Genomic DNA, 26,991 nt, shown 5'->3' on the forward strand with positions numbered 1-26,991 from the left:
TTACCCCTGTTTTCCCCAAACAAGCGCTTTTAGAGCGCTTGTTTTATATTGAAACGTGAATTGCGCCCCCAAAGCGCTTGACACATATACAGTGTGGCTTGTTTAATACGCCTGCACATTTTTTTCGCCGGACAGCTGTGGTGCCAAAAGTGCCGCAACGATACGGTAAACGTTTTATACCTTTGTAATTGGGGATGCTAGTGAACAAGACTGAATTGATCGACCACATTGCTGAAAAAGCTGACATTTCCAAAGCCGCCGCTGCGCGCGCACTCGACGCTGTTATCGGCGGCGTGACGGAAACTTTGAAAAACAACGACAGCGTGACGCTGGTTGGTTTTGGCACTTTCTCGGTCAGCGAACGCGCTGAGCGTACCGGCCGCAATCCGCGTACCAAAGAAGCGATCACGATCGAAGCTGCAAAAGTTCCAAAATTTAAAGCTGGTAAAGCTTTGAAGGATGCTGTAAACTAACGGACTTCGGTGAGGTGACAATCACCGGAAACATTTGGCGGCGCCTTCGGGTGCCGCGATTTCAGGGTTGAAGTTCTTTGAATCGCAACCCTGGATACAAATGCAAGTAGTACTGTGTATTTTTCGGAGTGGTAGTTCAGTTGGTTAGAATGCCGGCCTGTCACGTCGGAGGTCGCGGGTTCGAGTCCCGTCCGCTCCGCCAAAAAAATACGCTCTTAAGGAGTGGTAGTTCAGTTGGTTAGAATACCGGCCTGTCACGTCGGGGGTCGCGGGTTCGAGTCCCGTCCGCTCCGCCAGAATATAGAAGCCCGCGCTGCTGAATAAGTAGCGCGGGTTTTTCTTTTATGCGCTCGATTATCTTTGCCCCCCTCGTTTTAATTCTGCCGCCATGTTTTTTCCGAATGGCCCGCGCGCGCATTTAAATCCGCTTTAAGCTTTGCCAGGTTTAATGTTCAGGCTGCCGCCTGGTTGGCCATGCGCCGCCAGGGCAGGGCGCGCGCCCTGATTTACTCTTGCTATAGCGCTATGGGCATTGTAGAATCAGGAGATAATGGCTTGGGCGTCAGAATCCTGCTTTAGTTCCAGCGCCAAGTTGTTGAATCTAAAGGGGAAGTGGACATCTGTCCCGTCCATTCCGCCGAAGAAATCAAGGCGAACGCATGTTCGCCTTTTTTTATAGTGATCCACTCATCCCGAATTGGCTGACCATGTTTGAATTTATTCGTACCCATCGACGCTTGATGCAGTTTCTCTTGATGCTGGTCATCGTCCCGTCTTTTGCACTGGTCGGTATCAGCGGCTACCAAAGCTTCGGCGATGGCGCGAACACCATCGCCAAGGTCGGCGACCAGGTCGTTACGCAGCAGCAATATGAAGAAGCGCAACGCCAGCAGATCGACCGCTACCGCCAGATGATGGGCGAGCAGTTCGACCAGAAAATGTTTGACACGCCGGAAGCGCGCCAGAGCATCCTCGACAACCTGATCGCCGAGCGCGCCGTGGCCGCCGAAGTGGGCCGTAGCCACCTGGTCATCAGCGATGCCGTGCTGCAAAAGGAAGTGCTGGAAATCCCGGGCTTGACCTTGCCGGACGGTAAATTCGACCTGGAACGCTACAAGGCCATGCTGGCAGCCCAAGGCATGACGCCGCAGATGTACGATGCGCGCCGCCGCAGCGACCTGGCCCTGCAGCAACTGGCCGGCGCCGTGCAAGGCACCGCCTTCGCGCCGAGCACCGTCTCCAAGCGTTTGTCCGACATCACCTCGGAAGAGCGCGAAGTGCAGGAACTGCTGCTGCCGATCGCCCAGTACGTGCCGGAAGTCAAAGTGACGGACGCCATGATCAAGGCTTTCTATGACAAGAACAGCAAGTTCTTCGAGATCCCGGAACAAGCCAAGGTCGAATACGTCGTGCTGGACGACAGCGCTGCAGGCGAGCAAGTCGACGTCACCGACGCCGACGTGACCGGCTACTACGCGAAGAACCAGAAAGCCTACACGACGGAAGAAGCGCGCCAGGCCAGCCACATCCTCGTAGCCGTCAAGAAAGACGCCTCGGCCGCCGACAAGGCAGCCGCCAAGGCCAAGGCCGAAGCCATCCTGGCTGACGTGCGCAAGACGCCTGCCAGCTTTGCCGCCGTGGCGAAAGCCAAGTCGGAAGATCCGGCGTCCGCAGAGCAGGGCGGCGACTTGGGCGTGATTGGCAAGGATGGCTTGCCGGCACCGCTGCTGAGCGCTGTCGCGAAACTCAAGCAAGGCGAAATCAGCGATGTCGTCGCTTCCGATTTCGGCTTCCACATCCTGACCGTCACCTCGCTCAAGCCGCAGCACGTGCGTGCGCTGGATGAAGTGCGCGGCGAAATCACGGCGGATCTGCGCAAGCAATTTGCCGCCAAGAAATACTCGGAAATGGCGGAAACGTTCACCAACACGGTCTACGAGCAATCGGACAGCCTGAAGCCGGTGGCCGACAAGCTGAAACTGAAAGTGGAAACCGTCGCCAACCTGTCGCGCACGCCGTCGCCAGCACTGGGCAAGGCGCCGTTCAACAATGCCAAGTTCCTGTCGGCCATCTTCTCAAACGATTCGCTGAAAGACAAGCGCAACACGGAAGCCGTGACCGTTGCGCCGAACGTGCTGATCGCCGGCCGCGTGGTGGAATTCAAGCCGGCGACCAAGCGTCCGCTGGCCGAAGTCGAAGCGATGATCCGTCAGCGCGTGACCCTGGAAGAAGCGGAAAAGCTGGCCAAGAAAGCGGGCGAGACCAAGCTGGCCGCCTTGAAGGCATCCGGCGATGCGACCGGTTTCGGTGCGGCGCAATGGGTATCGCGCAGCAAGCTGGACGGCATCAACCGTGCCGCCATCGCGCAAGTCATGAAAGCGGACACGAGCAAGCTGCCAGCCTATGTGGGCGTGGACCTGCCAGCCCTGGGCTACGGCATCTACCGCATTGCCAAGGTGCAGCAGCCGGAGCAAGTGGATGCGGCGCGGCGCCAGCAAGAGAAAGACCAGATCAGCGGCATCCTGGCGCAACAGGAAATGTTCGATTATGTCGAATACCTGAAAGGCAAGGCCAAGGTGAAGATCGTCAAGCCGGTCACCGCCCCAGCCACCCCAGCGCCGGAAGCACCGTAAGATTTAGTTTCCACGCATAAAAATAGCCGCTTTCGAGCGGCTATTTTTTTGTCTGCGGAATCGACGGACTTACTTGGCTTTCAGCAATGGCGCCAGCTGTGGCCAGATGTTTTTCAGGATGGTTGGATGGGCTAGCGCATTCGGGTGCATGCGGTCGGCCTGGAACAGCTGCGGCTGGTCGGCGATGCCTTCGAACATGAAGGGCACCAGCGGTGCCTTCCATTCCCTGGCCAGCTTGCCGTACACGCCGTAAAACTGTTCGCCGTAGGCGCGGCCATAGTTGGGCGGCATGCGCATGCCCACCAGCACCACCTGCGCGCCCGATTTTTTGGCCGCCTCACCCATGGCGCGCAGATTCGCTTCGGCCGCCGCCACGGGCAAGCCGCGCAAGCCGTCGTTGGCGCCCAGTTCGATCAGCACGACATCGGGCTGGTGCTTGGACAGCAGGGCGGGCAGGCGCGCGCGGCCGCCGCTGGTGGTCTCGCCGCTGATGCTGGCATTGACGATGCGCGTATCGTTCTTTTGCGCCTGCAGCCGCTGTTCCAGCAGCGCCACCCAGCCCGTGCCCCGTGCCAGCCCATACTCGGCCGAGAGGCTGTCGCCGAGCACCAGCAGCGTTTTTGGTGCAGAATAGGCGTTCGTCATGCTCGATACCAGCAGCAGGGCTGCCGCAGGAAGCAGGGACAGCGTGCGCCGCCGCATGCGGCTGCTGCCCTTGACACTTATTTGTTCACGAAATTTTTTAAGATAGATCAGCATGCCCGAATTCCCTAAAGCGACTTCCACCAGTTTTCTCCCGTCAGAAGCAGCGGCCCAGCGGCCCGCCGCACCCCACAGCCAAAATGCCCAGCCGGCCATCGAAGTGGTCCAGCTGGCCAAGCGCGTACCCGATGCCGATGGTGAGCTGACCATCCTGCATCAAGTCGATTTTACCGTGCAAACGGCGGAGACGCTGGCCATCGTCGGCGCCTCCGGTTCCGGCAAGTCCACCTTGCTCGGTTTATTGGCCGGCCTGGATACGCCGAGCGAGGGCAAGGTGATCCTCGATGGCACGGATATCTTCGCCCTCGACGAAGACGGCCGCGCCGGTTTTCGCAAGGAAAAGCTCGGTTTCGTGTTCCAGTCCTTCCAGCTGCTGGCCCACCTGACGGCGCTGGAAAACGTCATGCTGCCGCTGGAATTGCGCGGCGACCCGGACGCGAAGGAAAAGGCGCAAGCCATGCTGGGCAGAGTCAACCTGGGCAGCCGCCTGAAGCACTATCCGAAATACCTGTCCGGCGGGGAGCAGCAGCGCGTGGCCCTGGCCCGGGCGTTCGTGACGGAACCGCCGCTGCTGTTCGCCGACGAACCGACGGGCAGCCTCGATGCGGCCACCGGCGAGGCCGTGATCCAGCTGATGTTCGAGCTGAACCGCGAACGGGGCTCGACCCTGGTGCTCGTCACGCATGACAGCTCGATTGCGGCCCGCTGCGGCCGCACGATTACGATTTCGGCGGGCCGGCTGGTGTGATTGGTGCCGGTGATTGTCGGATTACGCGCTGGCGCGCTAATCCGACCTACTTGCCTGCCATCATCACAGCCGTAGCTTGGATTAGCGCAGCGTAATCCATCACTCCCACGCCATACGCTTATGCCGACAAGGCATTGATCAACTTGCGGATGGCCGGGATCAGTTCCCCGGCCGTCAACCCGATGGGGCCGCTGCCTGCGGCCACCAGCGCATCGGCCGCCGCGCCATGCAGCCAGACGGCGCCCAGCGCCGCTTCCCATTCGGGCCAGCCTTGCGCCAGCAGGCTGCCGCACAGGCCGGACAACACGTCGCCCGTGCCGGCCGTCGCCAGCGCGGGGCCGCCCGTGTTGTTGACGACGACCTGGCCGTCGGGCGCGGCGATCACCGTGCCCGAACCTTTTAATACCACGATTGCGCCCAGCTGCGTGGCCAGCTGGCGCGCCGCGCCCAGGCGGTCGGCCTGCACTTCGGCCGCCGTCATGTCGAGCAGGCGTGCCGCTTCCAGCGGATGCGGCGTCAATATCGTCGCACCCGCGCCCGTGCGCACGGCCAGCGCCGATTGCAGCTCCGGCTCGGCCGCCATCAGGTTCAGCGCGTCCGCGTCCAGCAGCAGGGGGCTGTCGCTGTCAATGGCACGCTGCAGCAGTTCCACCGTATCGGCCTTGTCGCCGAGGCCGGGGCCGGCCACCAGGGCCGCGAAGTGCAGGCCCGAGAAATCCACGTCCCTGGCGTGCCGGCACATGAGTTCCGGCTGGCCGCTGTCGAAGGCGGGCGGTGCGTCGGGAAACGCGATATACACTCTTCCCGCGCCCGCATGCAGGGCCGTGCGGGCCGCCAGGATGGGCGCGCCGGACATGCCTTGCGCGCCGCCGATGACGGCCACGCTGCCGTAGCTGCCCTTGTGCGTATTCTGGCGCCGTGGCTGCAGCTGGCGGGCGAACAGGTGCAGGCCGCCCAGCTGCGCCTTCGCCGCAGGCAGCAGGGCAGGGGCTATGGCCAGCGCAGCCACTTCCACTTCCCCCGCATGGTCGCGGCCATTCGCCGTGTGCAGGCCCGGCTTGTCGCCGATGAAGGTGAGCGTATGCGTGGCGCGGATGGCGATGCCATCGATGGCGCCCGTGTCCGCGTGCAGGCCGCTGGGCACATCGAGCGCCAGCACGGGGCAATCGAGATTGTTGACCAGCTGCGCCATGTCGCGGCATTCGCCGTCCAGGGGACGCGACGCGCCGATGCCGAACAGGCCATCGATGACGAGGTGCCAGGGCGCCGCGCCCACTGCCGCAGACGCCATCGAGGTTGCCGCTTCCATGAAGCGGGCGGCGCTGTTGCGCGCGCGGCTCAGCGCCTGTTCGCGCTCGGGCGACGTGGCATGCGCCTCGGGCGCCAGCCAGACGAGCACCTCGGTGCCGCTGCCGGCCAGGTGCGCGGCCGCTTCCAGCGCGTCGCCGCCGTTGTCGCCGGGGCCGGCCAGTACCAGTACGCGCCGGTGGCCCGCGCCGTCGCCATCTTCCTGGGCGTGCAGCAGCTTCAGGGCGGTACTGGCGGCGGCCTGGCCCGCGCGCTGCATCAGCAGCCCTTGCGGCAGGTCTTGCATGGCCGCTTGTTCGATGGCGCGCAGTTCGGCGATGGAGTACAGCGGTGTTGCAGAGTCGATCAGGGGCATGGAGCGTGTTCCGTTAGTCAGCATGTCTTCAACATAAGGCCGAAGCGGCCGAAAGGCAAGGCGCGCACGCCTGAAACGCGTCCCTGTTTGGCGGCTACAATAGCCATCTCACATAAGCGCGGGGGCAAGGCGATGGACTGGCAATTCTGGATCGACCGGGGCGGCACCTTTACGGACATCGTGGCGCGCCGCCCTGACGGCAGCCTGGCCACGCATAAGCTGCTGTCGGAAAACCCGGGCCAGTACCGCGACGCGGCGCTGGCAGGCATGCGCCAGCTGATGGGCCTTGCGCCTGGCGCGCCGCTGCCCGTGGAACAGGTGGGCGCCATCAAGATGGGCACGACGGTCGCCACCAACGCGCTGCTCGAACGCAAGGGCGAGCCCACCGTGCTGGCCATCACGCGCGGTTTTCGCGACGCCTTGCGCATCGCCTACCAGAACCGCCCGCAGCTGTTCGCCCGCCAGATCATCCTGCCCGAACTGCTGTACGGCGACGTGATCGAGATCGATGAAAGGGTGGGCGCCCATGGCGACGTCGTGACGCCGCTCGACGAGGCGGCCGCGCGGGTGGCGCTGGACCAGGCCTATGCGCGCGGCGTGCGCGCCATTGCGATCGTGCTGATGCACGGCTACCGTTACCACGCGCACGAGGCGCGGGTGGCGCAGCTGGCGCGCGAGGCCGGTTTTACGCAGGTGTCCGTGTCGCACGAGGTCAGCCCCATGATGAAACTGGTGGCGCGCGGCGACACCACGGTGGTCGATGCCTATCTGTCTCCCATCCTGCGCCGCTACGTCGACCAGCTGGCGATGGAGCTGCCCGGCGTGCACCTGCAATTCATGCAGTCGAACGGCGGCTTGACGGATGCGCGCGCCTTCCAGGGCAAGGACAGCATTCTGTCCGGTCCCGCGGGCGGCATCGTCGGCATGGTGCGCGCCAGCGCGCTGGCCGGTTTCGATAGAGTCATCGGCTTCGACATGGGCGGCACGTCCACCGACGTGTCGCATTACGCGGGCGAGTTCGAACGCGTGTTCGAGACGCAGATCGCCGGCGTGCGCATGCGCGCGCCCATGATGAGCATACACACGGTGGCCGCGGGCGGCGGCTCCATCCTGCATTTCGACGGCGCCCGCTACAAGGTGGGGCCGGACAGCGCGGGTGCCAATCCGGGGCCCGCCAGCTACCGGCGCTGCGGCCCGCTGGCCGTCACCGACTGCAACGTCATGCTGGGCAAGCTGCAGCCCGCATTCTTCCCCCGCGTTTTCGGCCCCGACGCGAACGAAGCGCTGGATGTGGCCACGGTGCGGGCCCAGTTCGAGGCGCTGGCGCGCACGGTGAGCTCCACCCCGGAGCAGGTGGCCGAAGGCTATATCGCCATCGCAGTCGGGAACATGGCCAACGCCATCAAGCAGATTTCCGTGCAGCGCGGCCACGACGTCACGGAATATACGCTCACCAGCTTTGGCGGCGCGGGCGGCCAGCACGCCTGCCTGGTGGCCGACGCGCTGGGCATGCGCACGGTGTTCATCCACAGCCTGGCGGGCGTGATGTCGGCCTACGGCATGGGCCTGGCCGACCAGAGCGCCATGCGCGAACAGGCCATCGAGGCGGCAATGGGCGTGGACCTGGCGGACGATTTTGCGGCGCTGGGTGCCCTGGCGCAAGGCGACTTGCTGCGCCAGGGCGTGGCAGGCGAGCGCATCTCGCTGATGCGGCGCGTGCACCTGCGCTATGAAGGCACGGATTCGGCCCTCGTCGTGCTGTTCGATACGGCCGCCGGCATGCAGGCGCAGTTCGAAGCGGCCTACAAAAAGCGCTTTTCCTTTTTGATGCCGGCGCGCGCGCTGATCGTCGAGGCGATCTCCGTGGAAGCCATCGGCGCTTCCGATGCGCCGCAGCCGGCCGCGCCGGTCCATGCGGCGCGCACGGGCGCGCTGGCGCCCCTGCAGACGGTGGACATGTACTGCGCCGGAGCGTGGCGCGACAGCGGCCTGTATGCGGCGGACAGCCTGCGTCCCGGCGACGCCATCGACGGCCCGGCCATCGTCAGCGACGCCAATGCCACCACCGTCATCGAACCCGGCTGGCGCGCCGAGGTCACTGCGCATGGCCATTTGATCTTGCGCAGGGTGGCCGCCTTGCCCGAGCGGCGCGCCATCGGGACCAATGCGGACCCCGTCATGCTGGAAATCTTCAACAACCTGTTCATGTCGATTGCCGAGCAGATGGGGCTGCGCCTGCAGAATACGGCCCATTCCGTCAACATCAAGGAGCGGCTCGATTTCAGTTGCGCCATCTTCGATGCGCAAGGTCATTTGATTGCCAATGCGCCGCACATGCCCGTGCATCTGGGGTCCATGGGCGAGAGCATCCGCACCGTCATGACGCGCAATGCGGGAACCATGCGGCCGGGCGACGTCTTCATGCTGAACGACCCGTACCACGGCGGCACGCATCTGCCCGACGTGACCGTCATTTCGCCCGTCTTCGATGAAAAGGGAGAATCCATCCTGTTCTACGTGGGCTCGCGCGGCCACCATGCCGATATCGGCGGCACCACGCCCGGCTCGATGCCGCCCGACTCCACGCGCATCGAGGAAGAGGGCGTGTTGATCGACAATTTCAAGCTGGTCGACGGCGCCACGGGTTTGTTGCGCGAGGCGGAAACACTGACCCTGCTGGCGGGCGCCAGCTGGCCGGCCCGCAATCCCCGGCAAAACCTGGCCGACCTGCGCGCCCAGGTGGCGGCCAATCAGAAGGGGGCCGAGGAACTGCACAAGATGGTCGCGCATTTCGGCCACGCCGTCGTGCAAGCCTACATGGGCCACGTGCAGGATAATGCCGAGGAAGCCGTGCGCAGGGTCATCACGACCCTGAAGGATGGCAGCTACGCGCTGGACCTCGATAACGGCGCGCGCATCCAGGTGGCGATCAAGGTCGACGTGGCGCGGCGCAGCGCCGTCATCGACTTTACGGGCACCTCAAGCCAGCTGCCGAACAATTTCAACGCGCCGTCCGCCGTCTGCATGGCGGCCGTGCTGTATGTGTTCCGTACGCTGGTCGACGATGAGATTCCCTTGAACGCGGGCTGCCTGAAACCTTTGACCGTGATCATCCCGCCCGGCTCCATGCTCAACCCGCAGTATCCGGCCTCCGTCGTCTCGGGCAACGTGGAAACCTCGACCTGCATCACGAACGCCCTGTATGGCGCGCTGGGGGCGATGGCGGCCTCGCAGGGGACGATGAACAATTTCACGTTCGGCAGCGCCAAATACCAGTATTACGAGACGATATCGGGCGGCTCGGGCGCCGGCCCCGGTTTTGACGGCACGGACGTGGTGCAGACGAACATGACCAATTCGCGCCTGACGGACCCGGAAATCCTCGAGTGGCGCTTCCCCGTGCGCCTGGACAGCTACAGCATCCGTGCCGGGTCGGGCGGGGCGGGGCGCTGGCACGGCGGCAATGGCGGCGTGCGCCGGGTGCGCTTCCTGGAGCCGATGACGGCGGCGATCCTGTCGAACAACCGGATTATTCCGCCGTTCGGCATGGACGGCGGCGAGGCGGGCGCGCTGGGACGCAATTACGTGGAGCGGGCGGACGGCACGGTGGAGCACCTGGCGCATATCGGCAAGACCGGCATGCTGGCGGGCGACGTGTTCGTCATCGAGACGCCAGGCGGCGGCGGTTACGGCAAGACGGAATAGGCCATGTCAGCACTGGCACCGCTGAGCTGCGCGCGCACCTGGCCCACGTCGCGCATGGGCGCGCGGCCGAACTGGCGGCTGTATTCGCGGCTGAACTGCGATTCGCTGGCGTAGCCAACGCGGTAGCCGGCCGTGCCCGCGTCGATCTGCTCGACCAGCATCAAGCGCCGCGCTTCCTGCAGGCGCAGCAGCTTCTGGTACTGCATCGGCGTCATGGCCGTGATCGCCTTGAAGTGGTGGTGCAGCGACGACATGCTCATGTTCGCCATGCCGGCCAGGTGCTCGATGCGCAGCGGTTCGCAATAATTGTGCTTGATCCAGTCGATGGCTTGCCCCACCTGGTGCGACTGGCTGCTGGCCAGCGCCATGTGGCGCAGGCGCGCGCCGACAGGGCCGTTGAGCAGGCGGTAGGTCAGCTCGCGGCGGATCAATGGCGCCAGCGTGGCGATTTCTCCCGGCTTGTCGAGCAGGCGCACGAGGCGCAGCATGGCGTCGAGTAGTTCGGCCGACACGTCGCTGACGGAAATGCCGCGCGTGGCAGGCAGGATTTTCTGCTGCGCCGCGCTTGCGCTGCTGCTTTCGCTGTCGAGCAGCGCGGCCACGTCGGCGATGTCGATGCCCAGCACCACGCACAGGTGCGGCTTGTCCACGCTCGCCTCCACCACGCGCACCTGCACCGGCAAGTCGACGGAGGTCAGCAGATACTGCATGCGGCTGTAGTGGAAGGTTTCGCTGCCCAGGGTGACGTCCTTCGCCCCTTGCGCGATGATGGCCACGCTGGGGCGCGCCGCATGGAACAGCGATTCCGTGACGGACGACTGGCGGTGGAAGGTGAGGTTGCCGATGGCCGTCGTGTAGTCGCCCGTGCGCGGCGCGTGGCGGCTGATCAGGGCGGCGATTTCATCTTGCGGCGGGAGTGGTGTGGACAGGGTGGACATGTGGGCCAGTATGCGTCAGGTAGGTAAGGGCAGGGGCTGATCTTACGCAGATTTGGAGGATCGTGCAAAGGTCTTGCAGGATCGCGATAACGGCGGCCGGGCATCTCGGGCACACTTGTGCAATCGCATGCACGGCACGCGTCACCCCTCGTTACACACATATAGATACAGGAGTTTTCATGACCACCATCGCCAAAGGCTACGCCGCACTGGGCCCGACTTCCGCACTGCAACCGTTCACGTTCGAGCGCCGCGCCCCGCGCGAAGACGACGTGGCCATCTCGATCAAATATTGTGGCGTGTGCCATTCCGACATCCACCAGGCGCGCGACGAATGGGGCGGCGCCGCCTTCCCGATGGTGCCTGGCCATGAAATCGCCGGCGTCGTCACGGCCGTTGGCTCCAATGTGACCAAGTTCAAGGTGGGCGACCACGTGGGTGTGGGTTGCTTCGTCGATTCCTGCACCACCTGCAAGACGCGCAACGTGGACCTGGAGCAGTACATGCCCGGCCTGATCCAGACCTACAACGGCCTGGAAGCGGACGGCAAGACGGCCACGCAGGGCGGCTACTCGGACAGCATCGTCGTCAAGGAAGGCTATGTGCTGTCGATTCCCGACAACCTGCCGCTGGACGCGGCCGCACCGCTGCTGTGCGCCGGCATCACCCTGTATTCGCCGCTGAACCACTGGAAGGCCGGCCCTGGCAAGCAGGTCGCCATCCTCGGTATGGGGGGCCTGGGCCACATGGGCGTCAAGATCGCCCACGCCATGGGCGCCGAAGTGACGGTGCTGAGCCAGACCCTGTCGAAGCGCGAAGATGGCCTGCGCCTGGGCGCCAATCATTACTACGCCACCAACGATGCGGAAACGTTCAGCAAACTGGCCGGCACGTTTGACCTCATCATCTGCACGGTGGGCGCGTCCATCGACTGGAACCAGTACATCAACCTGCTGAAAGTCGATGGCAGCATGGTCATCGTCGGCATCCCGGACGGCGCCGTGCCGCCGATCAGCGCCTTCGGCCTGGTGGGCGCGCGCCGCAGCCTGTCCGGCTCCATGATCGGCTCGATCAAGGAAACCCAGGAAATGCTGGATTTCTGCGGCAAGCACAATATTGTGTCGGACATCGAGATCATCCGTATCCAGGATATCAATGAGGCATTCGAGCGCGTGGTCAAAAGCGATGTCAGATATCGTTTTGTGATTGACATGGCGTCGCTGTAACACCCGGCGCGCCTGTGTTTGTTGGATTACGCGCTTTGCGCTAATCCAACCTACGCATATCCAGCGTTCCGGTAGGTCGGATTAGCTCGCAGAGCGTAATCCGACATCCCACCAAATCATCCCATCCCCGCCAAAAATCAAGCTCCCTTGTCAATTTTTCTTTCCTTGCATCAAAAATCGGCATAAAATGAAACCGTACAGTACAGTTTCACTACGTAGATTTAAAAAATCAGCCATCCCCGGCGCGTTGGCCTGGGCAGGGGAGGCGTCATGGATAAAAAATGGACACTTCAGCAAATAAGGGAGCGCCGGCGATCCCGGCGGTCTTCAGGGGCAAGCGGCTTGCCCTGACGGTTTTTGGCATTTTTCTTGGATTTTCCGGCCTGGCCCTGGCGGCCGGTGGCATCGAACTGATTACCCTCGGCGGTTCCTGGTATTACCTGCCGGCCGGTCTCGGCCTGCTCCTCGCCGGCGTGCTGTATTTGCGCCGCAAGCCGCTGGCCAGCAGCATCGTTGCCGTGCTGGTCGTCGCCACCCTGGTCTGGGCCGTATGGGAAATCGGCTTCGCCTTCTGGCCCATGGTGCCGCGCCTGGCGCCGTTCCTCGTCATCGGCCTGGTGGCCGCCTTGCTGCATCCGTGGCTGGCGGGCCGCAAGCACAATGGGCAGTCGGGCGGCTTCGCGGCCCTGTTTGCCGTCGTGCTGGTAGCCGGTTTCGCTGCCATGTTCAAGCCGCACGGCGTGCTGGAAGCCACCGCGCAGCCGCAGCAGGATGCCGTGAAGGCCATCAATGACGGCAGCGCCAACTGGGCGCATTATGGCTATGGACCGCAGGGCACGCGCTTCGCGCCGTACACGCAGATCGACAAGGCTAACGTCGATCAGTTGCAGGTGGCGTGGACCTACCGCTCGGGCGAACTGGCCGAAGGCGCGTCCGAATCGCAGAATACGCCGCTGCAGATCGGTGACACCATCTATACGTGCACGCCGACGAGCAAGGTCATCGCGCTGGACGCGGACACGGGCAAGGAACGCTGGACCTTCGATCCGAAGCCAGCCAACACGAAGACGTGGAACCGCTGCCGCGGCGTCGGCTACTACGAGCCGGCGAAAGTGACAAAGCCGTTCCGTTTTGACGGCATGCAGGCGGCCAGCGCGCCGGTGGCGGGCGCGTGCGCCAGGCGCATCGTGCAAGTGACCATGGATGCGCGCCTGATCGAGATCGACGCGCAGACGGGCAAGCGGTGCGAGGGTTTCGGCGACAAGGGTTCCGTCGACCTGACCGTCGGCCTGGGCAAGGTCAAGATGAACGTGCCGTACTACGCCTACACGTCCGCGCCCACGGTGGCGCGCAACCTGATCATCCTTGGCGGCTGGGTCTTCGACGGCCGCTCCACCGATGAACCGTCGGGCGTCGTGCGCGCCTACAGCGCCGACACGGGGGAACTGGTCTGGGCCTGGGACCTGGGCAATCCGGCCATCACCAAACTGCCGCCGCAAGGGCAGACCTACACGCGCAGTACGCCCAACATGTGGTCGACGCCCGCGTTCGACGATGCACTGGGCCTGGTGTACCTGCCCACGGGGAACGAGCAGCCCGACTTCTGGGGCGGCAAGCGCCCGCCGCTGACGGAAAAATACGCGTCCGCCATCGTCGCCCTCGACATGGCCACGGGCCGCGAGCGCTGGACGTATCAAACCGTCCACCACGATATCTGGGACTACGACGTGGCGGCACAGCCGGCCCTGTACGACGTCCCGGACGGCAAGGGCGGCAAGATTCCCGCGCTGGTGCAGCTGACCAAGCGCGGCCAGATATTCATGCTGGACCGCCGCACGGGCAAGCCGATCGCCGAAGTCATCGAAAAAGCCGTGCCGCAGGAGCACGCGGCCGGCGACTGGGTATCCAAAACGCAGCCATACTCCACCGGCATGCCGGCCCTGGGTGCGGAAACGCTGACGGAGCGCGACATGTGGGGTGCCACCTTCTTCGACCAGCTGGCGTGCCGCATCAGCTTCCGCAAGCTCAATTACCAGGGCGAGTTCACAGCGCCAAGTACCAGGGAGACGCTGATCTACCCGGGCTACTACGGCGGCTTCAACTGGGGCGGCGCGGCCGTCGATGAAAGCAATGGCTATATGTTCGTCAACGATATCCGCATGCCGCAAGTGGTCAGGCTGGTGCCGCGCGAAACGGTGGACGTGGCCAAGCTGACCTCGGGCCATGGCGTGGGCAGCACCTATCCGATGGATGGCACGCCGTTCGTCATCGACCACAAGGCGTTTAACTCTCCGCTGGGCATTCCCTGCCAAAGTCCGCCGTGGGGCGTGTTTGCCGCCATCGACCTCAAAACGCGCACGAAAGTGTGGGAGCGTCCGGCCGGCACGGTGCAGGATGCCGTCATCAACGGCGTGCGCGTCCGGTTGCCTGTCCCGCTGGGCATGCCGACCCTGGGCGGCGGCATGAGCACGGCGTCCGGCCTGGTGTTTTATGCGGGCACGCAGGATTATTATTTGCGCGCCATGGATATCGCCACCGGCCGCGAAGTGTGGAAGGCGCGCATGCCGGTCGGCTCGCAAGGCACGCCGATGACGTATGTGTCGCCCAGGTCGGGCCGCCAGTATGTCGTGGTGGTCGCGGGCGGCGCCCGCCAGAGCCCGGACCGGGGGGATTACGTGATAGCATACGCGCTTCCCAAGACACAGTAAGAGTTTGCTTCATGCCCCAGTTGCGCACCGTTCCAGCTTCCCCGACTACCCGAAGCGAGGAGCGGCGGCGCAAGCTGCTGGTGGCGGCAGCGCACCTCTTCCTCGCGTCAGGCTATGACGGCGTCAGCATGGACGCCATCGTGGCCGAGGCGGGCGGCTCGAAGGCCACCGCCTACCGCTACTTCGGCAGCAAGCAGGAGCTGCTGGTGGCGGTGGTGGAATACCTGTGCGCCGATTTCATCATCGACTTGCGCCGCCTCGATACCTCGCAAGCGGGCCTGGAACAGGGCTTGCAGCTGATCCTCGATGAACTGGTGGCCGTCGTCACCAGTCCCCGCCACGTGGATTTCTACCGCCTCGTCGTCACGGGCGCGGCCGCCGTGCCGGCCGTGGGCCTCACCTGGTACGAACACGGCCCGCAAGTGTGGCACGCGCTGATCCTGCGCCTGCTGGAACAACAGCGCATCCGGGGCCGCATCGCGCCCGACACCTCGTTTTCCAATTTGCCGCAAATCCTGTTCGATGCCGTCTTTTCGCACCTCACCACGCGTACCGTCATGCTGGGGCAGGGCGGCGATGCGGCCACGTTCCGGCCCTTGATCGCGGAGCTGATCGAGCTGGTGGTGGCGCGGGTGGAGCGTAGCCCGGATTAGGCCCGGAAGGGTTGCAATCCGGCCGGCGTGATCTCGCGAATCGCATGCACGGATACGCTGCCGGTTGCGATGGCCTCCGCCGGCGCGCGCAAGCCGCGAGGAGTTCCAATATGCCGGCAACTCGCGCCAGACAGGCAGGCCGTCTGCCGCGCCGCTGTACCGTTTCGCCAGACTATCCCGAGCCATCCGGTTTTCATCTTGCATTGTTTGCAACTGGGACATTTTGTCTCAATGTATGGAAATTGTTTTAAAGTAGTATGCATCAGAGCGTGCAGCAGCACCAACCTTGAGCAGACGCTGCTGAAGCAGTGTTTTGAGGTAGCGCTCCTCACGATAGATAGTGTCAAGTAATAGACTGGAAATACGCAAAATGATGGATTGGACCCCTATAGTCTTCGTTACGTTCAAGGCTCTCGTGCTCGGCACGGGCATGTTCTTCGCCATCAAGTGGCATTACGATCAAGGGAAGAAGGATAAGGATAAGGCGAAGCAGAATCGCGCGGTGCTGCGCGCGAGCGGCAAGGTGGTCGCAGGCTTCGTGCTGTTGCTCATGGGCCTGGGACTCGTCACCTTCGTCATTGTGCGGATGGTCGGTCTGGACATGACCCTCCCATGATGGCAAAGAATAATCGGCCGATATCCAGTGATGCGGCAGCCATTCCTCAGGACGTCTTCTGCGGGAGCTGTTCGGCAAGCCCGATGAGGATGCCTTCAGGGCCACGGATGTAGCAGAGCCGATACATGTTTTCGTACTGGACGACTTCGCCGGCCAGCTTCGCGCCGCGTTTGACGAGCCGGACGAGCGTATCGTCGATATCCTCGACGGTAAACATGACACGCAGGTAACCGAGAGCGTTCACTGGGGCGTTGCGGTGATCGGCGGCCAAGGGCGGCGCGAGGAAGCGCGATAACTCGAGACGACTGTGGCCGTCCGGCGTGCGCATCATGGCAATCTCGACGCGCATGCCGTGCAGTCCGGTGACGCCATCTGCCCAGTCTCCTTCAACGGGGGCGCGCCCTTCGAGAACGAGTCCCAGTTCGGTGAAGAACTCGATGGCGGCATCGATGTCTTCTACCACGATGCCGACATTGTCCATACGCTTGACTGTCATGTTGCCTCCTGGGTGCCTAACGTCAACTGGACGTCAAATTGACGCCTTACGCATGCAGCATGAGGTCTCGTCGCCTGGAGAAAACGTCGGCCCCTGGCTCTCGCCGCAGATTCTCTTGGTTACAGGGTTGCGACAGCATCAGGTAGCAATACCGTACTTATGCTGGGTCGCTGCATACTGCTGCTTCAGCGACTCCAGTTTCGGATGCTTGGGATCGATCTTGCTGATCACCTGCATCTGGTGCTGTGCCTGTTCGGCCAGCGGGGCTTCCCAGCCCAGCATGTTGAGCTGGCGCAGGATGGCGTCGACGGAAGCAAACAGCACGGGCAGGTTGCCCGGCGTCTTGCGCAGGGCCTGGCGCAGCACGAAGACGGCGCCCTTGAGCTCGCCGCTTTCCGATTTGCTGGCCGCATCCTGCATCAATTCCTGCACCTGGTTGCTGATCTGCTGGCCCATGCCTTGCGCCAGGTCGTGGCGGCCCGCCTTTTCAAAGACATCGACGGCCGCTTCCATCGTCACGTCGCTGTCGGCTTCGTTGACGAGTTTCATCATGACGTCGGACGCCGCCTGTTCCAGATTGTTTTTCAGGCAGCTTTGCACGAGGCCCACCTTCAGCTGCGTCGATAGGCCCCGCGCCGTGTCCAGGGCGGCGGCGGCCAGCTGCAGTTCGCTGGCGGCGGCGATGTCGTTGCCCGACAATTCATGCAGCATGGCCGCCGAGATGGCGCGGCACGCTTCCACGTTGGCGCCGCCACGCAGCGAGCGTTCCATGTCGCGCAGCACGCCGCTCGCCTGCGGCGCATCACCTTTCTTGACCAGCGTCTTGACCAGGTTGACATGGTCTTCCGGGTCGCGGAATTCGGAGTACTTCGCTTTCGTCACCACCTGTTTATATGCCCGTTCGGCCGCGCCGATGTCTCCCGTGTCATAGGCGATGCCGCCCAGGTGGCGCAAGCGGCGCACCATGTGCGGCGAAATGGCCACCGCGTCCTCGAGGATTTTCTTCGCCTGCAGCTGCTGGCCCATGGCTTCATGGTTTTGCGCCAGCAGATCATAGGCGGCCATGAAGCGGGGATAGACTTCCACCAGTTCCAGCAGCGCATCCTGCGCCTCTTCGTGGCGCTGCTGCTCGAACAGGGTGCGCGCCAGTCCCAGATGGGCCCAGGCCATGGGCCGCGTGGCCAGCATGTCGCCGTACAGCTGTTCCGCTTCCTTCCATTCATCGAGCGCGATGTGCAGTTCGGCGCGCAGGCGGGCGAAATCGGCCGCCAGGCGCGGGTGCTGCAGCTCGGCCGCGCGGCAGCTTTTCACGGCTTCGCGCAAGTCGCCCTTGTCGATCAGCTGATACGTGGGCAGGAACATGGCGCGCCGTTCGATGGCGCGCGCGATGCGCCCGCTCAGCACATCGACGGTAAACGGTTTCAAGATGTAGTCGGACGGGGTCAGCTCGGCCGCGCTGATCACCTTGCTGTGGATGGCTTCCGAGGTCAGCATGATGAAGATCGTCCACAGCCCGATCAGCTTGTGGTGGCGCAAGTCTTCCAGCAATTGCTGGCCATCCTGGCCGTCCGTGCCGCTACCAAGATCGTATTCGCACAGGATGATGTCGAACGGTTTCTTCGTCAGCAAGCGGATGGCCGTGCCGGAATTGACGGCATATTCCACCTTGGTGATGGCCGCCTGGTTCAGCATATTGTGCAGATTGCCCCGCATGCTGGGGTTCGGGTCGACGATCAGGACAGATAAGTCGCTAGTTTCTGGCATGGTTCAGCTCTCGTTCATCTGTTTGGTCATTTGCGGGAACTCTTCTTATATGTATCTGTCTGGCAGTATTACTTTTTATCAGCATACTGCAAAGCCGGGCGACACTGCCAGCAAAATGCATGCAATCGGGCGCGGGGCAGGGCGCAGGGCGCGTCCGGTGGCGTGGGGCGTTGTATTTCATGGCGCCGCGGCCCTGCGCGCGGGTGCGGGCGACGCATATCCGAGCAAATAGTTGACTAGCATGATAGTATCCTAATTACAACTAGTGTTGAATGCCGCGCAATCTTGCGGCCAGGCATGCGCAAGGCTGTACCGGGCGCTTTTCTTCTTTCTGGTGTCGATACCCGTATGCGTATTCCTGACCTTTCTTCCCTGCGGCGCATTGCTGTTCCCCTCGCATTTGGCGGCAACAGCGAACAGCAGCACACCTATTTTGCGGAGCTGCACCGGGTCGGCATGGTCACGCAGCTGCTGGGCATCATTGCCTACAGCCTGACCTGGCTGATGATGCCGGAGCCTTATCATCCGAACTTCTCGCACGCCGTGCTGGCGCTGCTGGGCATGTTGACGAGCCTGATCGTGCGCTACCGCTGCACCACCTTGCCCGTGCTGACGATTACGGGCGCTTGCGCCGTGCTGACCCTGACTTTTGGCCTGCGCACCATGGCCGACGCCGTCCATCACGCCAGCTTCTGGGTCTTGCCCGTGGGCGTCTTCATGACCCTGGCCATCGCCTCCATCTTCAATGGCGGCCTCAGCTACCTGGCCGTGGTGGCCGGCGTGTGGTGGAACGTGGGCCACGGCCTGTATCCCGTCAACGCTGGCTTGCCCGACCAGTCCTGGGCGCCGTTGATGATTGCCGTCAGCATCCTGTTCGGGCTGGCGCTGAATGTCAGCTTCAGTTTATTGCGCTTGCGCAACTACCACTCCAAGCTGGAATTGACGCGGCTGGCCTTCCAGGACGGCCTGACAGGCTTGAACAACCGCCGCATGTTCACGCAGCGCGCCCAGCAGATGCATGGCGCGCCGCAAGGCGGCATGCTGCATTTCCTGATGATCGATATCGACGATTTCAAGATCATCAACGACCAGCAGGGCCACGATGCGGGCGACGAGGTGCTCGTGCGCACGGCCGCCATCATCGCCGACAAGGCGCAGGGCCATCTGTGCGGGCGTCTGGGCGGCGAGGAATTCGGCGTCGTCTACGCGGGCGAACGCGAGGCCGTGCGCGCCTTTGCCGGCGCCCTGGTCGCTGCCGTCAGCCAGGCGTTTCATGCCGCACAGTTCGTGTCGATCAGCGTGGGCGTGGCCGAACTGGACCGGGGCAAGGACCTGGGCCACAGCTACCGGCTGGCCGACGAGGCGCTGTACCTGGCCAAGCGGCAAGGCAAGAACCGCTACGTGATCGCCTGATGTCAGGCCGAGGGTGTTGTTGCCATGTCAAAAATGGCCGCTGTGCGGGGCAAAAGGGTGGCAAAGGCCCAAGTTCCGGTCATAAGGCAGGGGTAAAACGGGTATAATGCGCGCAAAGGAAATTTGCCGTACGAAAGATATTGTCATACCTACCTTTAACCCGCAGCCACGCTGCATCAACCACCTTCCAATCATGTTGATACTGCCGGGTTCCAATGCCCTGTCCCATTTCCGTAGCCACCGTCTGTTAAGCCAACTGCAAGCCGTCTCGCCTGCGATTGTTGCCGTACAAGCACGCTATGTCCATTTCATCGATGCCAGCGCGCCTCTCACCAACGACGATAGCACGCGCCTTGGCGCCTTGCTGACGTACGGCGAGCCGGCCCACGCTGACAATACGGAAGGCGCTGCCGAAGAATTCTTCGTCATCCCCCGTTTCGGCACGATTTCGCCGTGGGCCTCGAAAGCCACGGACATCGCGCACAACTGCGGCATGGCGCACATCAAGCGCGTCGAACGCGGCATCGCTTTCCGCATCAACCTGAAATCGGGCATCCTGGGCAGCGCCATTGGCGCCGGCAAACTGACGGACGAGCAGGTGCAAGCCGTGGCCGACCTGCTGCACGACCGCATGACGGAATCCGTGCTGCGCAGCGCGGACGACGCCAAGGACCTGTTCCGCACCCTGGAAGCGCGTCCACTGGAATCGATCGACTTGCTGGGGCAGGGCAAGCGCGCACTGGAAACGGCGAACACGGAACTGGGCCTGGCGATGTCGGAAGACGAAATCGACTACCTGGACGCCGCCTTCACCAAGGCCGGCCGCAACCCGACGGATGTGGAACTGATGATGTTCGCGCAGGCGAACAGCGAGCATTGCCGCCACAAGATCTTCAACGCCGACTGGACCATCGACGGCGTGGCGCAACCCAAATCGCTGTTCGGCATGATCAAGAATACGCATGAGCTGCAGCCGAAGGGCACCGTCGTTGCCTACAGCGACAACTCGTCCATCATGGAAGGTGCGACCGTGTCGCGCTTCTACCCGCGCGGCGACAAGCACGAATACGCGGCATCCACGGAACTGACGCACACCCTGATGAAGGTGGAAACGCATAACCACCCGACGGCCATCTCTCCCTTCCCGGGCGCCTCCACGGGCGCGGGCGGCGAGATCCGCGACGAAGGCGCGACGGGCCGCGGCGCCAAGCCGAAAGCCGGTTTGACGGGTTTCACCGTATCGAATCTGTCGCTGCCGGACGCCGTGCGCAGCTGGGAAACGGCCGCTTCCGTGACGGCGCCATTGGCCTCGCGCACGGATGCGGACCAATACGGCAAACCGGAGCGCATCGCGTCGCCGCTGCAGATCATGATCGAAGGCCCATTGGGCGGCGCCGCATTCTCGAACGAATTCGGCCGTCCGGTCCTGGGCGGCTACTTCCGCACGTATGAACAGAACGTCGGCACGGACAAAGACGCCGTCTTCGGCTATCACAAGCCGATCATGATCGCTGGCGGCATCGGCAATATCTCGGCGCAGCACACGCACAAGAACGACATCCCCGTCGGCAGCCTGCTGGTGCAGCTGGGTGGCCCTGGCATGCGCATCGGCATGGGCGGCAGCGCCGCTTCGTCGATGACCACCGGCAGCAACACGGCCGACCTGGACTTCGACTCCGTCCAGCGCGGCAATCCGGAAATGGAACGCCGCGCCCAGGAAGTCATCAACGCCTGCTGGCAAATGGGCGCCGACAACCCGATCATCTCCATCCACGACGTGGGTGCGGGCGGCTTGTCGAACGCGTTCCCGGAAATCACCAACGATGCCAAGCGCGGCGCGATTTTCGACCTGCGCAAGGTGCCGCTGGAAGAATCGGGCATGGCACCGAAGGAAATCTGGAGCAATGAGTCGCAGGAACGCTATGTCCTGGCCATCGCGCCGGAAAGCCTGCCGCTGTTCAAAGCCATGTGCGAACGCGAACGCTGCCTGTTCGCCGCCGTGGGCGTGGCCACCGAAGAGCGTCAACTGAAACTGATCGACCCGGAACTCGGCAACGAGCCGGTCGACATGCCGATGGACGTCTTGCTGGGCAAGCCGCCAAAGATGCAGCGCGACGTGGTCCACGTGGCCAACGATTTCCCGGCCATTGATCTCACCGGCATGGACCTGGTTGATGTAGCGCAAAAAGTGCTGCTGCTGCCAACCGTGGCCGACAAATCCTTCCTGATCACCATCGGCGACCGCAGCGTGGGCGGCATGACCGTGCGCGACCAGATGGTGGGACCATGGCAAGTGCCGGTGGCCGACTGCGCCGTCACCACCATGAGCTTCGAAGGTTATCTGGGCGAAGCGATGGCCATGGGCGAACGCACGCCGCTGGCCGTCATCGACGCGGCAGCTTCCGGCCGCATGGCCGTGGGCGAAGCGGTCACCAACATCGCCGCAGCAGCCATCGGCGACATCTCCGACATCAAATTGTCCGCCAACTGGATGGCCGCCTGCGGCCAGCCTGGCCAGGACGCGGCCCTGTACGACACGGTCAAGGCTGTCGGCATGGACCTGTGCCCGGCGCTGGGCATCAGCATCCCCGTCGGCAAGGATTCGCTGTCGATGCGCACGACGTGGAAAGACGAGAGCACGGGCGCGGCGAAATCCGTCACGTCGCCGGTGTCGCTGATCGTGTCCTCGTTTGCGCCAGTGACGGACGTGCGCAAGTCGCTCACGCCGCAGCTGAAAACGGACAAGGGCGATACGTCGCTGATCTTGATCGACCTGGGTCGCGGCAAGAACCGCCTGGGCGCATCCGCCCTGGCGCAAGTCATGGGCCAGTTGGGCAATGAAACGCCGGACGTGGACAGCGCGGAAGACTTGAAAGGCTTCTTCGCCGCCATTCAAAAGCTCAACAGCGACGACAAGCTGCTGGCCTACCATGACCGTTCGGACGGCGGCCTGTACGCCACCCTGACGGAAATGGCCTTCGCCGGCCACACGGGCATGTCCGTCAACCTGGACATGCTGACCATGGAAGGCGAACATTCCAGCGACTGGGGCGACGCCAAGAACTGGACCGGCCAGGTGGCGGAACGCCGCAACGAACTGACCCTGCGCGCCCTGTTCAGCGAAGAGCTGGGCGCCGTCATCCAGGTGCGCGCGGAAGAAAAGTCGCTCGTCATGGACGTGCTGCGCACCTTCAACCTGGGCGCCTGCAGCCATATCATCGGCAAATTGAACGACCGCGACGTCATCGAATTCACGCGCGACGCCAAGCTGATCTACACCCAGCCGCGCGCCGAACTGCACCGCCTGTGGAGCGAAACGAGCTGGCGCATCGCCCGCCTGCGCGACAATCCGGCCTGCGCGGACGCCGAATACGACCGCCTGCTGGATGTGCAAGATCCGGGCATGTCGCCTATCGTCACCTTCGACCAGAACGACAACATCGCCGCGCCATTCATCGCCACCGGCGTGCGTCCCCGTGTCGCCATCCTGCGCGAGCAGGGCGTCAACTCGCACATCGAGACGGCCTACGTGATGCACCAGGCAGGCTTCACGGCGGTCGACGTGCACATGAGCGACCTGATCGCGGGCCGCGTGAAACTGGACGACTTCCAGGGCGTCATCGCCGTGGGCGGCTTCTCGTACGGCGACGTGCTGGGCGCGGGCGAAGGCTGGGCGAAAACCATCCTGTTCAACGCCAGCCTGGCGGAACAGTTCGCGCGCTTCTTCAACCGCACGGACAGTTTCGGCCTCGGTATCTGCAACGGCTGCCAGATGATGAGCAACCTGAAATCCATCATCCCCGGCGCCCACGCCTGGCCTAAATTCACGCGCAACAAGTCGGAGAAATTCGAAGGCCGCTTTGCCATGGTCGAAGTGATGGATTCCCCATCGATCTTCTTCAACGGCATGGCCGGCACCCAAGCCGGCATCGCCATCGCCCACGGCGAAGGCTACGCCGACTTCTCGCAAACAGGCGACATCACCCAGGTCACCAAAGCCATGCGCTTTGTGGACAACAAGGGCGCCGCCACCGAAGCCTACCCGTACAACCCGAACGGTTCGCCGGAAGGCATCACCTCCGTCACCACGCCAGACGGCCGCTTCACCGTACTGATGCCGCACGCGGAGCGCGTGTTCCGCTCGGTGCAGCAGTCGTACCACCCTGAAGCATGGGGCGAGGATTCGCCGTGGATGCGCATGTTCAGGAATGCACGGAAGTTTGTGGGGTAATTAGTTCGCTTGCAGGGCAGCGCCGGAGTTCAAGGCGCTGCTGCTGGGGTAGGAATGAGAAAGCCGCTGTCGGGAGATAGCGGCTTTTTTTTATCGGTAATTAGCCATGTTATTTGGCACCAATATCAGTATTGGTGTGCGATTTATGTCGGACTAGTAATGTTTTGAAGTTTTGGTAGTTTCCATACTGAAATTTTTGACATTCTTAAAGCTAATGTTCTTTTTAGTTTGTCTAAAAATGGCTTTACACGTATTTCATTTCGAGTATTTGTATTGTCACCTTCAGAATCAACTATTTGCACTGCAATCTCGGAGTATAACTCCATTGCCTTTTTTGCATACTTTGCAATTGCATTGCTAAACTCCACACTATTCATTCTTTGCAGAGTGAGTTTGGATAAATCTGAGCCAGATTGATCAATAAGAGTGCTTGCAACAAATATACCCCAAGGTGTGCCATGAATTCCAAGTATTGTTTTTATAACTGCATCTGGAGAGTCATTTGCTTTAAGTAGTATCATCCGCTCAGTTTCAATTTGTTGAGCTAAGAGCCACGCGAGATATACACGTTCTGCTTGTAGTCCTCTTGGAAAAATTGTTTTATAGACCTTGTCAAAGAGTTCGGTTTTTCGACGAACTGCGTCAAGAATAGTTTCTTCTGACATTGCTGCTAAATATTGTGCAATCTTGTCTAGTTCTATTCGCTTTGGATTTTTATTAACCCGTGCCCCTTCTTGTTTTGGCGCATAAGAGTAATCTATAGATAGAAAAGAATTTCTCAATCCCTCTTGAATAGGATCAAGCAATCTTACGGCCGATAGCTTAACAGGATTTTGAGTATTGTTATATCTAACAATGTCAGTCAGTATAGTCTTCTTTGCGCCCACAACCCTGACTAGCACCTGAGCTTTTTCTGCTGTAGTTGAAATGCCGATAGCCTTTGCTAAGCTTACTGTGGTTTGGCAGCCGTTCACAATCGAGAAATGCCTGAGGGTAAATTTCTTTTTCGTTATTTCTTCAATGCTGTCGGCAACAATTGTTATTCCATTATTTAACGCCCAAAACTCACCGGGTCTGTTAACGGCTGTTTCAATTATTTTTTCATTTATTCCGCCTTTTCTTTGGCCGATAAATAAACGTACATTTCCCTCGAAAAGCTGATTCGGGTATTTTGCATACCATCGAGCTAATTCACTTGCTGCAACGGAACCTATAATTGCGTGACCAAAATCACCACGAATTTCTGAAAGTGGGTTGCCAAACGTTAAAGTGTCTTCAGGAACAGTTCTATCTGCAGTTTTTGCAATAAGATATTTATCATACAGCGTGTCTTGATGTTCATAGAAAAAAGAGACGTCAGGTCCATATGTTTTTGATCGGACCGTTGACTCTTTTTGTCGTGCTATTTGATCAGATTTCGCTGCCAATGTTACTAAGCCGAATACTAATGTTAGATTTTGAATGTCAAGGTCTTGCAGTCTTGTCTGAATATCAATTCTTCCTGCATGCTCGAATGATATGGGATCTTTAATGCTTGAGACTGCAGCAACTAATGCATTCCATTTTTTCAATGGAGCGCTTCTATCTGATCTCTCAGCTACGTAACCCTGCAGAACATAAACTGTTTCTTGATCAGTATCTACATAGATAAAATCGCAGCCACCATCCTCTGGTCCGTCTACTGACGCCGCATCAATTGCCTCATCCTCATCTATACCGAGTAACGTGGTTGCGTACCAAGCCGCAATAGCCCTGTCTCTGGAAATTCCTCCACGTTTTGCTACTGCATCAATTGCCTCAATTAATTCTTTCCGAGGGTCTTTTATTTTTTCAGATTTTTGTGTAATTTTAGTTGCCATGATTTATATTTTAAAATTGTATATTTTTATGTCGCGAATATTTATAAGTTTAGAATATCTTTTCCCTATAATTATTTATCAAATGGTACTAATCGTTTGTTTTGGTATTTTCCTTCTTAAATTATATAAGTCTTTGAGAACATTTCATTGTTCAATCTATAATCCCTTTGCCACCCCCACAATCACCACCGCCGACGGCACCAGCAAAAACTGCGCAATCAGCGTGCCCGCCAATCGGCTGCCCACCAGCCACACCACCGCCCGTCTGAACTGCGATTCTTCGATCTTGCCTTCGATGACGTCATCTGTCATGCCCGACATGTGCGGGTCGATGAAGACGGCCATCATGATGGTGGCGCCGCCGTTAATGATCGATGACAGGGTGCTGGAGGTGACGCGCACGCTCGGGTCGAGCACGCCTGCGTACAACGCCGCGAAGACGCCTACCGTCCACAGGGCCGTGGCGATGACGTTCATGGCTGTCATGGAGACGGAGACGCCGGATTTTTCGCGCAGGCCCGTCACGTTGGCGGGCTTGGGCAGGCTGGCGGAGGTTTTGAGATAGGACAGACCGCCCTTGAAGACGGCGTGCAGCAGCAGTTTTGGCACGGACCTGTGCACCTGGAAGTGCTCGACGGCGCGGCAGAAGGCGCGCTGGAAGGTGGGGATCAGGATCGCGCCGAGTATCGTCGCCAGGCTGGCGGAAAATAGCAGCCAGCGGAAGTCGAGCAATAGCGTGCTGGCGGCCACGTGCTGGTCGATTCCCGTTTCCACCCGCTTGGCGAGGAATGGCCCGAGGAAGGAATTTGAAGTGCGCGACAGCAGCATCAAAATACTGAACAGGGCCAACGACACGGCGATGCGGCGCGTGCGGATGCCGGCGATACGCACGGAATAGGCGAGGGTGCCGATGATGTGGATGATGAACGTCAGTGCGCAAATCAACAGCAATTGCTTGTCCATCACAACCTTGCAGTAAAGAAAATGTAATTCCATGCTGCCATGAAGTTACTTATTTTTCAACTGCAAAGAAGATAATACTCACACGATCTTGCTTTTGTGGTGTTTTATGTGCGCTAGTGTGGCGTTGGCTGAATTTCACC

General features: G+C 61.3%; 17 protein-coding genes and 2 tRNA genes. 12 read left to right on the forward strand and 7 right to left on the reverse strand.

Annotated elements, in window-relative coordinates; all coding sequences use genetic code 11:
* Positions 1–200: 200 nt before the first annotated feature.
* From O3297_RS06325 to O3297_RS06340, 4 genes are all read left to right on the forward strand, one after another.
* Positions 201–473 carry an HU family DNA-binding protein gene (locus O3297_RS06325; RefSeq protein ID WP_010398442.1) on the forward strand — a complete coding sequence of 91 codons (273 nt, stop codon included), beginning with the start codon at positions 201–203 and terminating at the stop codon, positions 471–473.
* A 125-nt stretch (positions 474–598) separates the two neighbouring features.
* Positions 599–675, forward strand: a tRNA-Asp gene (locus O3297_RS06330).
* A gap of 17 nt (positions 676–692) precedes the next feature.
* Positions 693–769: transfer RNA gene (locus O3297_RS06335), tRNA-Asp, on the forward strand.
* Between the two features lie 411 nt (positions 770–1,180).
* Positions 1,181–3,106: a SurA N-terminal domain-containing protein gene (locus tag O3297_RS06340; protein ID WP_305048084.1), complete on the forward strand. Its 1,926-nt coding sequence runs from the start codon at positions 1,181–1,183 to the stop codon at positions 3,104–3,106.
* A gap of 69 nt (positions 3,107–3,175) precedes the next feature.
* Here the strand turns inward: O3297_RS06340 and O3297_RS06345 are convergent, their stop codons facing one another.
* On the reverse strand, positions 3,176–3,808 hold the full coding sequence (locus O3297_RS06345; RefSeq protein WP_034787626.1) for an arylesterase: 633 nt from the start codon (positions 3,806–3,808) through the stop codon (positions 3,176–3,178).
* A 55-nt stretch (positions 3,809–3,863) separates the two neighbouring features.
* On the opposite strand from O3297_RS06345, the gene O3297_RS06350 reads away from it, so the two are divergent.
* Positions 3,864–4,616 (forward strand): ABC transporter ATP-binding protein, encoded by a 753-nt coding sequence (locus O3297_RS06350; protein WP_052140565.1) that lies wholly within the window; start codon positions 3,864–3,866, stop codon positions 4,614–4,616.
* 118 nt (positions 4,617–4,734) lie between these two features.
* Here O3297_RS06350 and O3297_RS06355 read toward each other — a convergent pair whose 3' ends face one another.
* Positions 4,735–6,279 (reverse strand): NAD(P)H-hydrate dehydratase, encoded by a 1,545-nt coding sequence (locus O3297_RS06355; RefSeq protein ID WP_305048085.1) that lies wholly within the window; start codon positions 6,277–6,279, stop codon positions 4,735–4,737.
* Positions 6,280–6,411: 132 nt separating this feature from the next.
* Here O3297_RS06355 and O3297_RS06360 point away from each other — a divergent pair, with 132 nt between their 5' ends.
* Complete coding sequence (locus O3297_RS06360; RefSeq protein WP_305048086.1) at positions 6,412–9,984, forward strand: hydantoinase B/oxoprolinase family protein; 3,573 nt, start codon at positions 6,412–6,414, stop codon at positions 9,982–9,984.
* On the opposite strand, the gene O3297_RS06365 is transcribed toward O3297_RS06360, so the two are convergent.
* Positions 9,966–10,922 (reverse strand): AraC family transcriptional regulator, encoded by a 957-nt coding sequence (locus O3297_RS06365; RefSeq protein ID WP_305048087.1) that lies wholly within the window; start codon positions 10,920–10,922, stop codon positions 9,966–9,968. The genes O3297_RS06360 and O3297_RS06365 overlap by 19 nt on opposite strands.
* Positions 10,923–11,101: 179 nt before the next feature.
* On the opposite strand from O3297_RS06365, the gene O3297_RS06370 reads away from it, so the two are divergent.
* The 4 genes from O3297_RS06370 to O3297_RS06385 all read left to right on the forward strand — a co-directional run bounded on the left by O3297_RS06370 (position 11,102) and on the right by O3297_RS06385 (position 16,125).
* Positions 11,102–12,148 (forward strand): NAD(P)-dependent alcohol dehydrogenase, encoded by a 1,047-nt coding sequence (locus O3297_RS06370; protein WP_305048088.1) that lies wholly within the window; start codon positions 11,102–11,104, stop codon positions 12,146–12,148.
* Between the two features lie 281 nt (positions 12,149–12,429).
* The gene (locus O3297_RS06375) at positions 12,430–14,856 is read left to right on the forward strand and encodes a membrane-bound PQQ-dependent dehydrogenase, glucose/quinate/shikimate family (protein WP_305048089.1); all 2,427 of its coding nucleotides are present in this window, start codon (positions 12,430–12,432) and stop codon (positions 14,854–14,856) included.
* A gap of 11 nt (positions 14,857–14,867) precedes the next feature.
* Positions 14,868–15,509 carry a TetR/AcrR family transcriptional regulator gene (locus O3297_RS06380; protein WP_305048090.1) on the forward strand — a complete coding sequence of 214 codons (642 nt, stop codon included), beginning with the start codon at positions 14,868–14,870 and terminating at the stop codon, positions 15,507–15,509.
* Between the two features lie 370 nt (positions 15,510–15,879).
* The gene (locus tag O3297_RS06385; RefSeq protein WP_034787325.1) at positions 15,880–16,125 is read left to right on the forward strand and encodes a hypothetical protein; all 246 of its coding nucleotides are present in this window, start codon (positions 15,880–15,882) and stop codon (positions 16,123–16,125) included.
* Between the two features lie 46 nt (positions 16,126–16,171).
* Here the strand turns inward: O3297_RS06385 and O3297_RS06390 are convergent, their stop codons facing one another.
* A complete protein-coding gene (locus O3297_RS06390) occupies positions 16,172–16,621 on the reverse strand; it encodes a VOC family protein (protein WP_099387662.1) in 450 nt (149 codons plus the stop codon).
* Between the two features lie 138 nt (positions 16,622–16,759).
* Positions 16,760–18,385 carry a tetratricopeptide repeat-containing response regulator gene (locus O3297_RS06395; RefSeq protein WP_070259783.1) on the reverse strand — a complete coding sequence of 542 codons (1,626 nt, stop codon included), beginning with the start codon at positions 18,383–18,385 and terminating at the stop codon, positions 16,760–16,762.
* A gap of 348 nt (positions 18,386–18,733) precedes the next feature.
* Here O3297_RS06395 and O3297_RS06400 point away from each other — a divergent pair, with 348 nt between their 5' ends.
* Complete coding sequence (locus O3297_RS06400) at positions 18,734–19,798, forward strand: GGDEF domain-containing protein (protein ID WP_305048091.1); 1,065 nt, start codon at positions 18,734–18,736, stop codon at positions 19,796–19,798.
* A gap of 193 nt (positions 19,799–19,991) precedes the next feature.
* Positions 19,992–24,029 carry a phosphoribosylformylglycinamidine synthase gene (purL, locus tag O3297_RS06405; protein WP_305048092.1) on the forward strand — a complete coding sequence of 1,346 codons (4,038 nt, stop codon included), beginning with the start codon at positions 19,992–19,994 and terminating at the stop codon, positions 24,027–24,029.
* Positions 24,030–24,172: 143 nt separating this feature from the next.
* On the opposite strand, the gene O3297_RS06410 is transcribed toward purL, so the two are convergent.
* Complete coding sequence (locus O3297_RS06410; RefSeq protein WP_305048093.1) at positions 24,173–25,888, reverse strand: AIPR family protein; 1,716 nt, start codon at positions 25,886–25,888, stop codon at positions 24,173–24,175.
* Between the two features lie 156 nt (positions 25,889–26,044).
* On the reverse strand, positions 26,045–26,851 hold the full coding sequence (locus O3297_RS06415; protein ID WP_305048094.1) for a lipid II flippase Amj family protein: 807 nt from the start codon (positions 26,849–26,851) through the stop codon (positions 26,045–26,047).
* Positions 26,852–26,991 lie beyond the last annotated feature (140 nt).

This window comes from Janthinobacterium sp. SUN128, from assembly GCF_030587275.1.
In the GTDB taxonomy this organism is placed as follows: domain Bacteria; phylum Pseudomonadota; class Gammaproteobacteria; order Burkholderiales; family Burkholderiaceae_D; genus Janthinobacterium; species Janthinobacterium lividum.

What these genes read in the sequence shown, in the direction of transcription:
- O3297_RS06380 (WP_305048090.1), top strand. Translation starts at nt 14,868, where the DNA reads ATGCCCCAGTTGCGCACCGTTCCAGCTTCCCCGACTACCCGAAGCGAG.
- O3297_RS06415 (WP_305048094.1), bottom strand. Translation starts at nt 26,851, where the DNA reads ATGGACAAGCAATTGCTGTTGATTTGCGCACTGACGTTCATCATCCAC.
- O3297_RS06350 (WP_052140565.1), top strand. Translation starts at nt 3,864, where the DNA reads ATGCCCGAATTCCCTAAAGCGACTTCCACCAGTTTTCTCCCGTCAGAA.
- O3297_RS06395 (WP_070259783.1), bottom strand. Translation starts at nt 18,385, where the DNA reads ATGCCAGAAACTAGCGACTTATCTGTCCTGATCGTCGACCCGAACCCC.
- O3297_RS06390 (WP_099387662.1), bottom strand. Translation starts at nt 16,621, where the DNA reads ATGACAGTCAAGCGTATGGACAATGTCGGCATCGTGGTAGAAGACATC.
- O3297_RS06360 (WP_305048086.1), top strand. Translation starts at nt 6,412, where the DNA reads ATGGACTGGCAATTCTGGATCGACCGGGGCGGCACCTTTACGGACATC.
- O3297_RS06345 (WP_034787626.1), bottom strand. Translation starts at nt 3,808, where the DNA reads ATGCGGCGGCGCACGCTGTCCCTGCTTCCTGCGGCAGCCCTGCTGCTG.
- O3297_RS06385 (WP_034787325.1), top strand. Translation starts at nt 15,880, where the DNA reads ATGATGGATTGGACCCCTATAGTCTTCGTTACGTTCAAGGCTCTCGTG.
- O3297_RS06355 (WP_305048085.1), bottom strand. Translation starts at nt 6,279, where the DNA reads ATGCCCCTGATCGACTCTGCAACACCGCTGTACTCCATCGCCGAACTG.
- O3297_RS06375 (WP_305048089.1), top strand. Translation starts at nt 12,430, where the DNA reads ATGGACACTTCAGCAAATAAGGGAGCGCCGGCGATCCCGGCGGTCTTC.
- O3297_RS06340 (WP_305048084.1), top strand. Translation starts at nt 1,181, where the DNA reads ATGTTTGAATTTATTCGTACCCATCGACGCTTGATGCAGTTTCTCTTG.
- O3297_RS06370 (WP_305048088.1), top strand. Translation starts at nt 11,102, where the DNA reads ATGACCACCATCGCCAAAGGCTACGCCGCACTGGGCCCGACTTCCGCA.
- purL (WP_305048092.1), top strand. Translation starts at nt 19,992, where the DNA reads ATGTTGATACTGCCGGGTTCCAATGCCCTGTCCCATTTCCGTAGCCAC.
- O3297_RS06365 (WP_305048087.1), bottom strand. Translation starts at nt 10,922, where the DNA reads ATGTCCACCCTGTCCACACCACTCCCGCCGCAAGATGAAATCGCCGCC.
- O3297_RS06400 (WP_305048091.1), top strand. Translation starts at nt 18,734, where the DNA reads ATGCGTATTCCTGACCTTTCTTCCCTGCGGCGCATTGCTGTTCCCCTC.
- O3297_RS06410 (WP_305048093.1), bottom strand. Translation starts at nt 25,888, where the DNA reads ATGGCAACTAAAATTACACAAAAATCTGAAAAAATAAAAGACCCTCGG.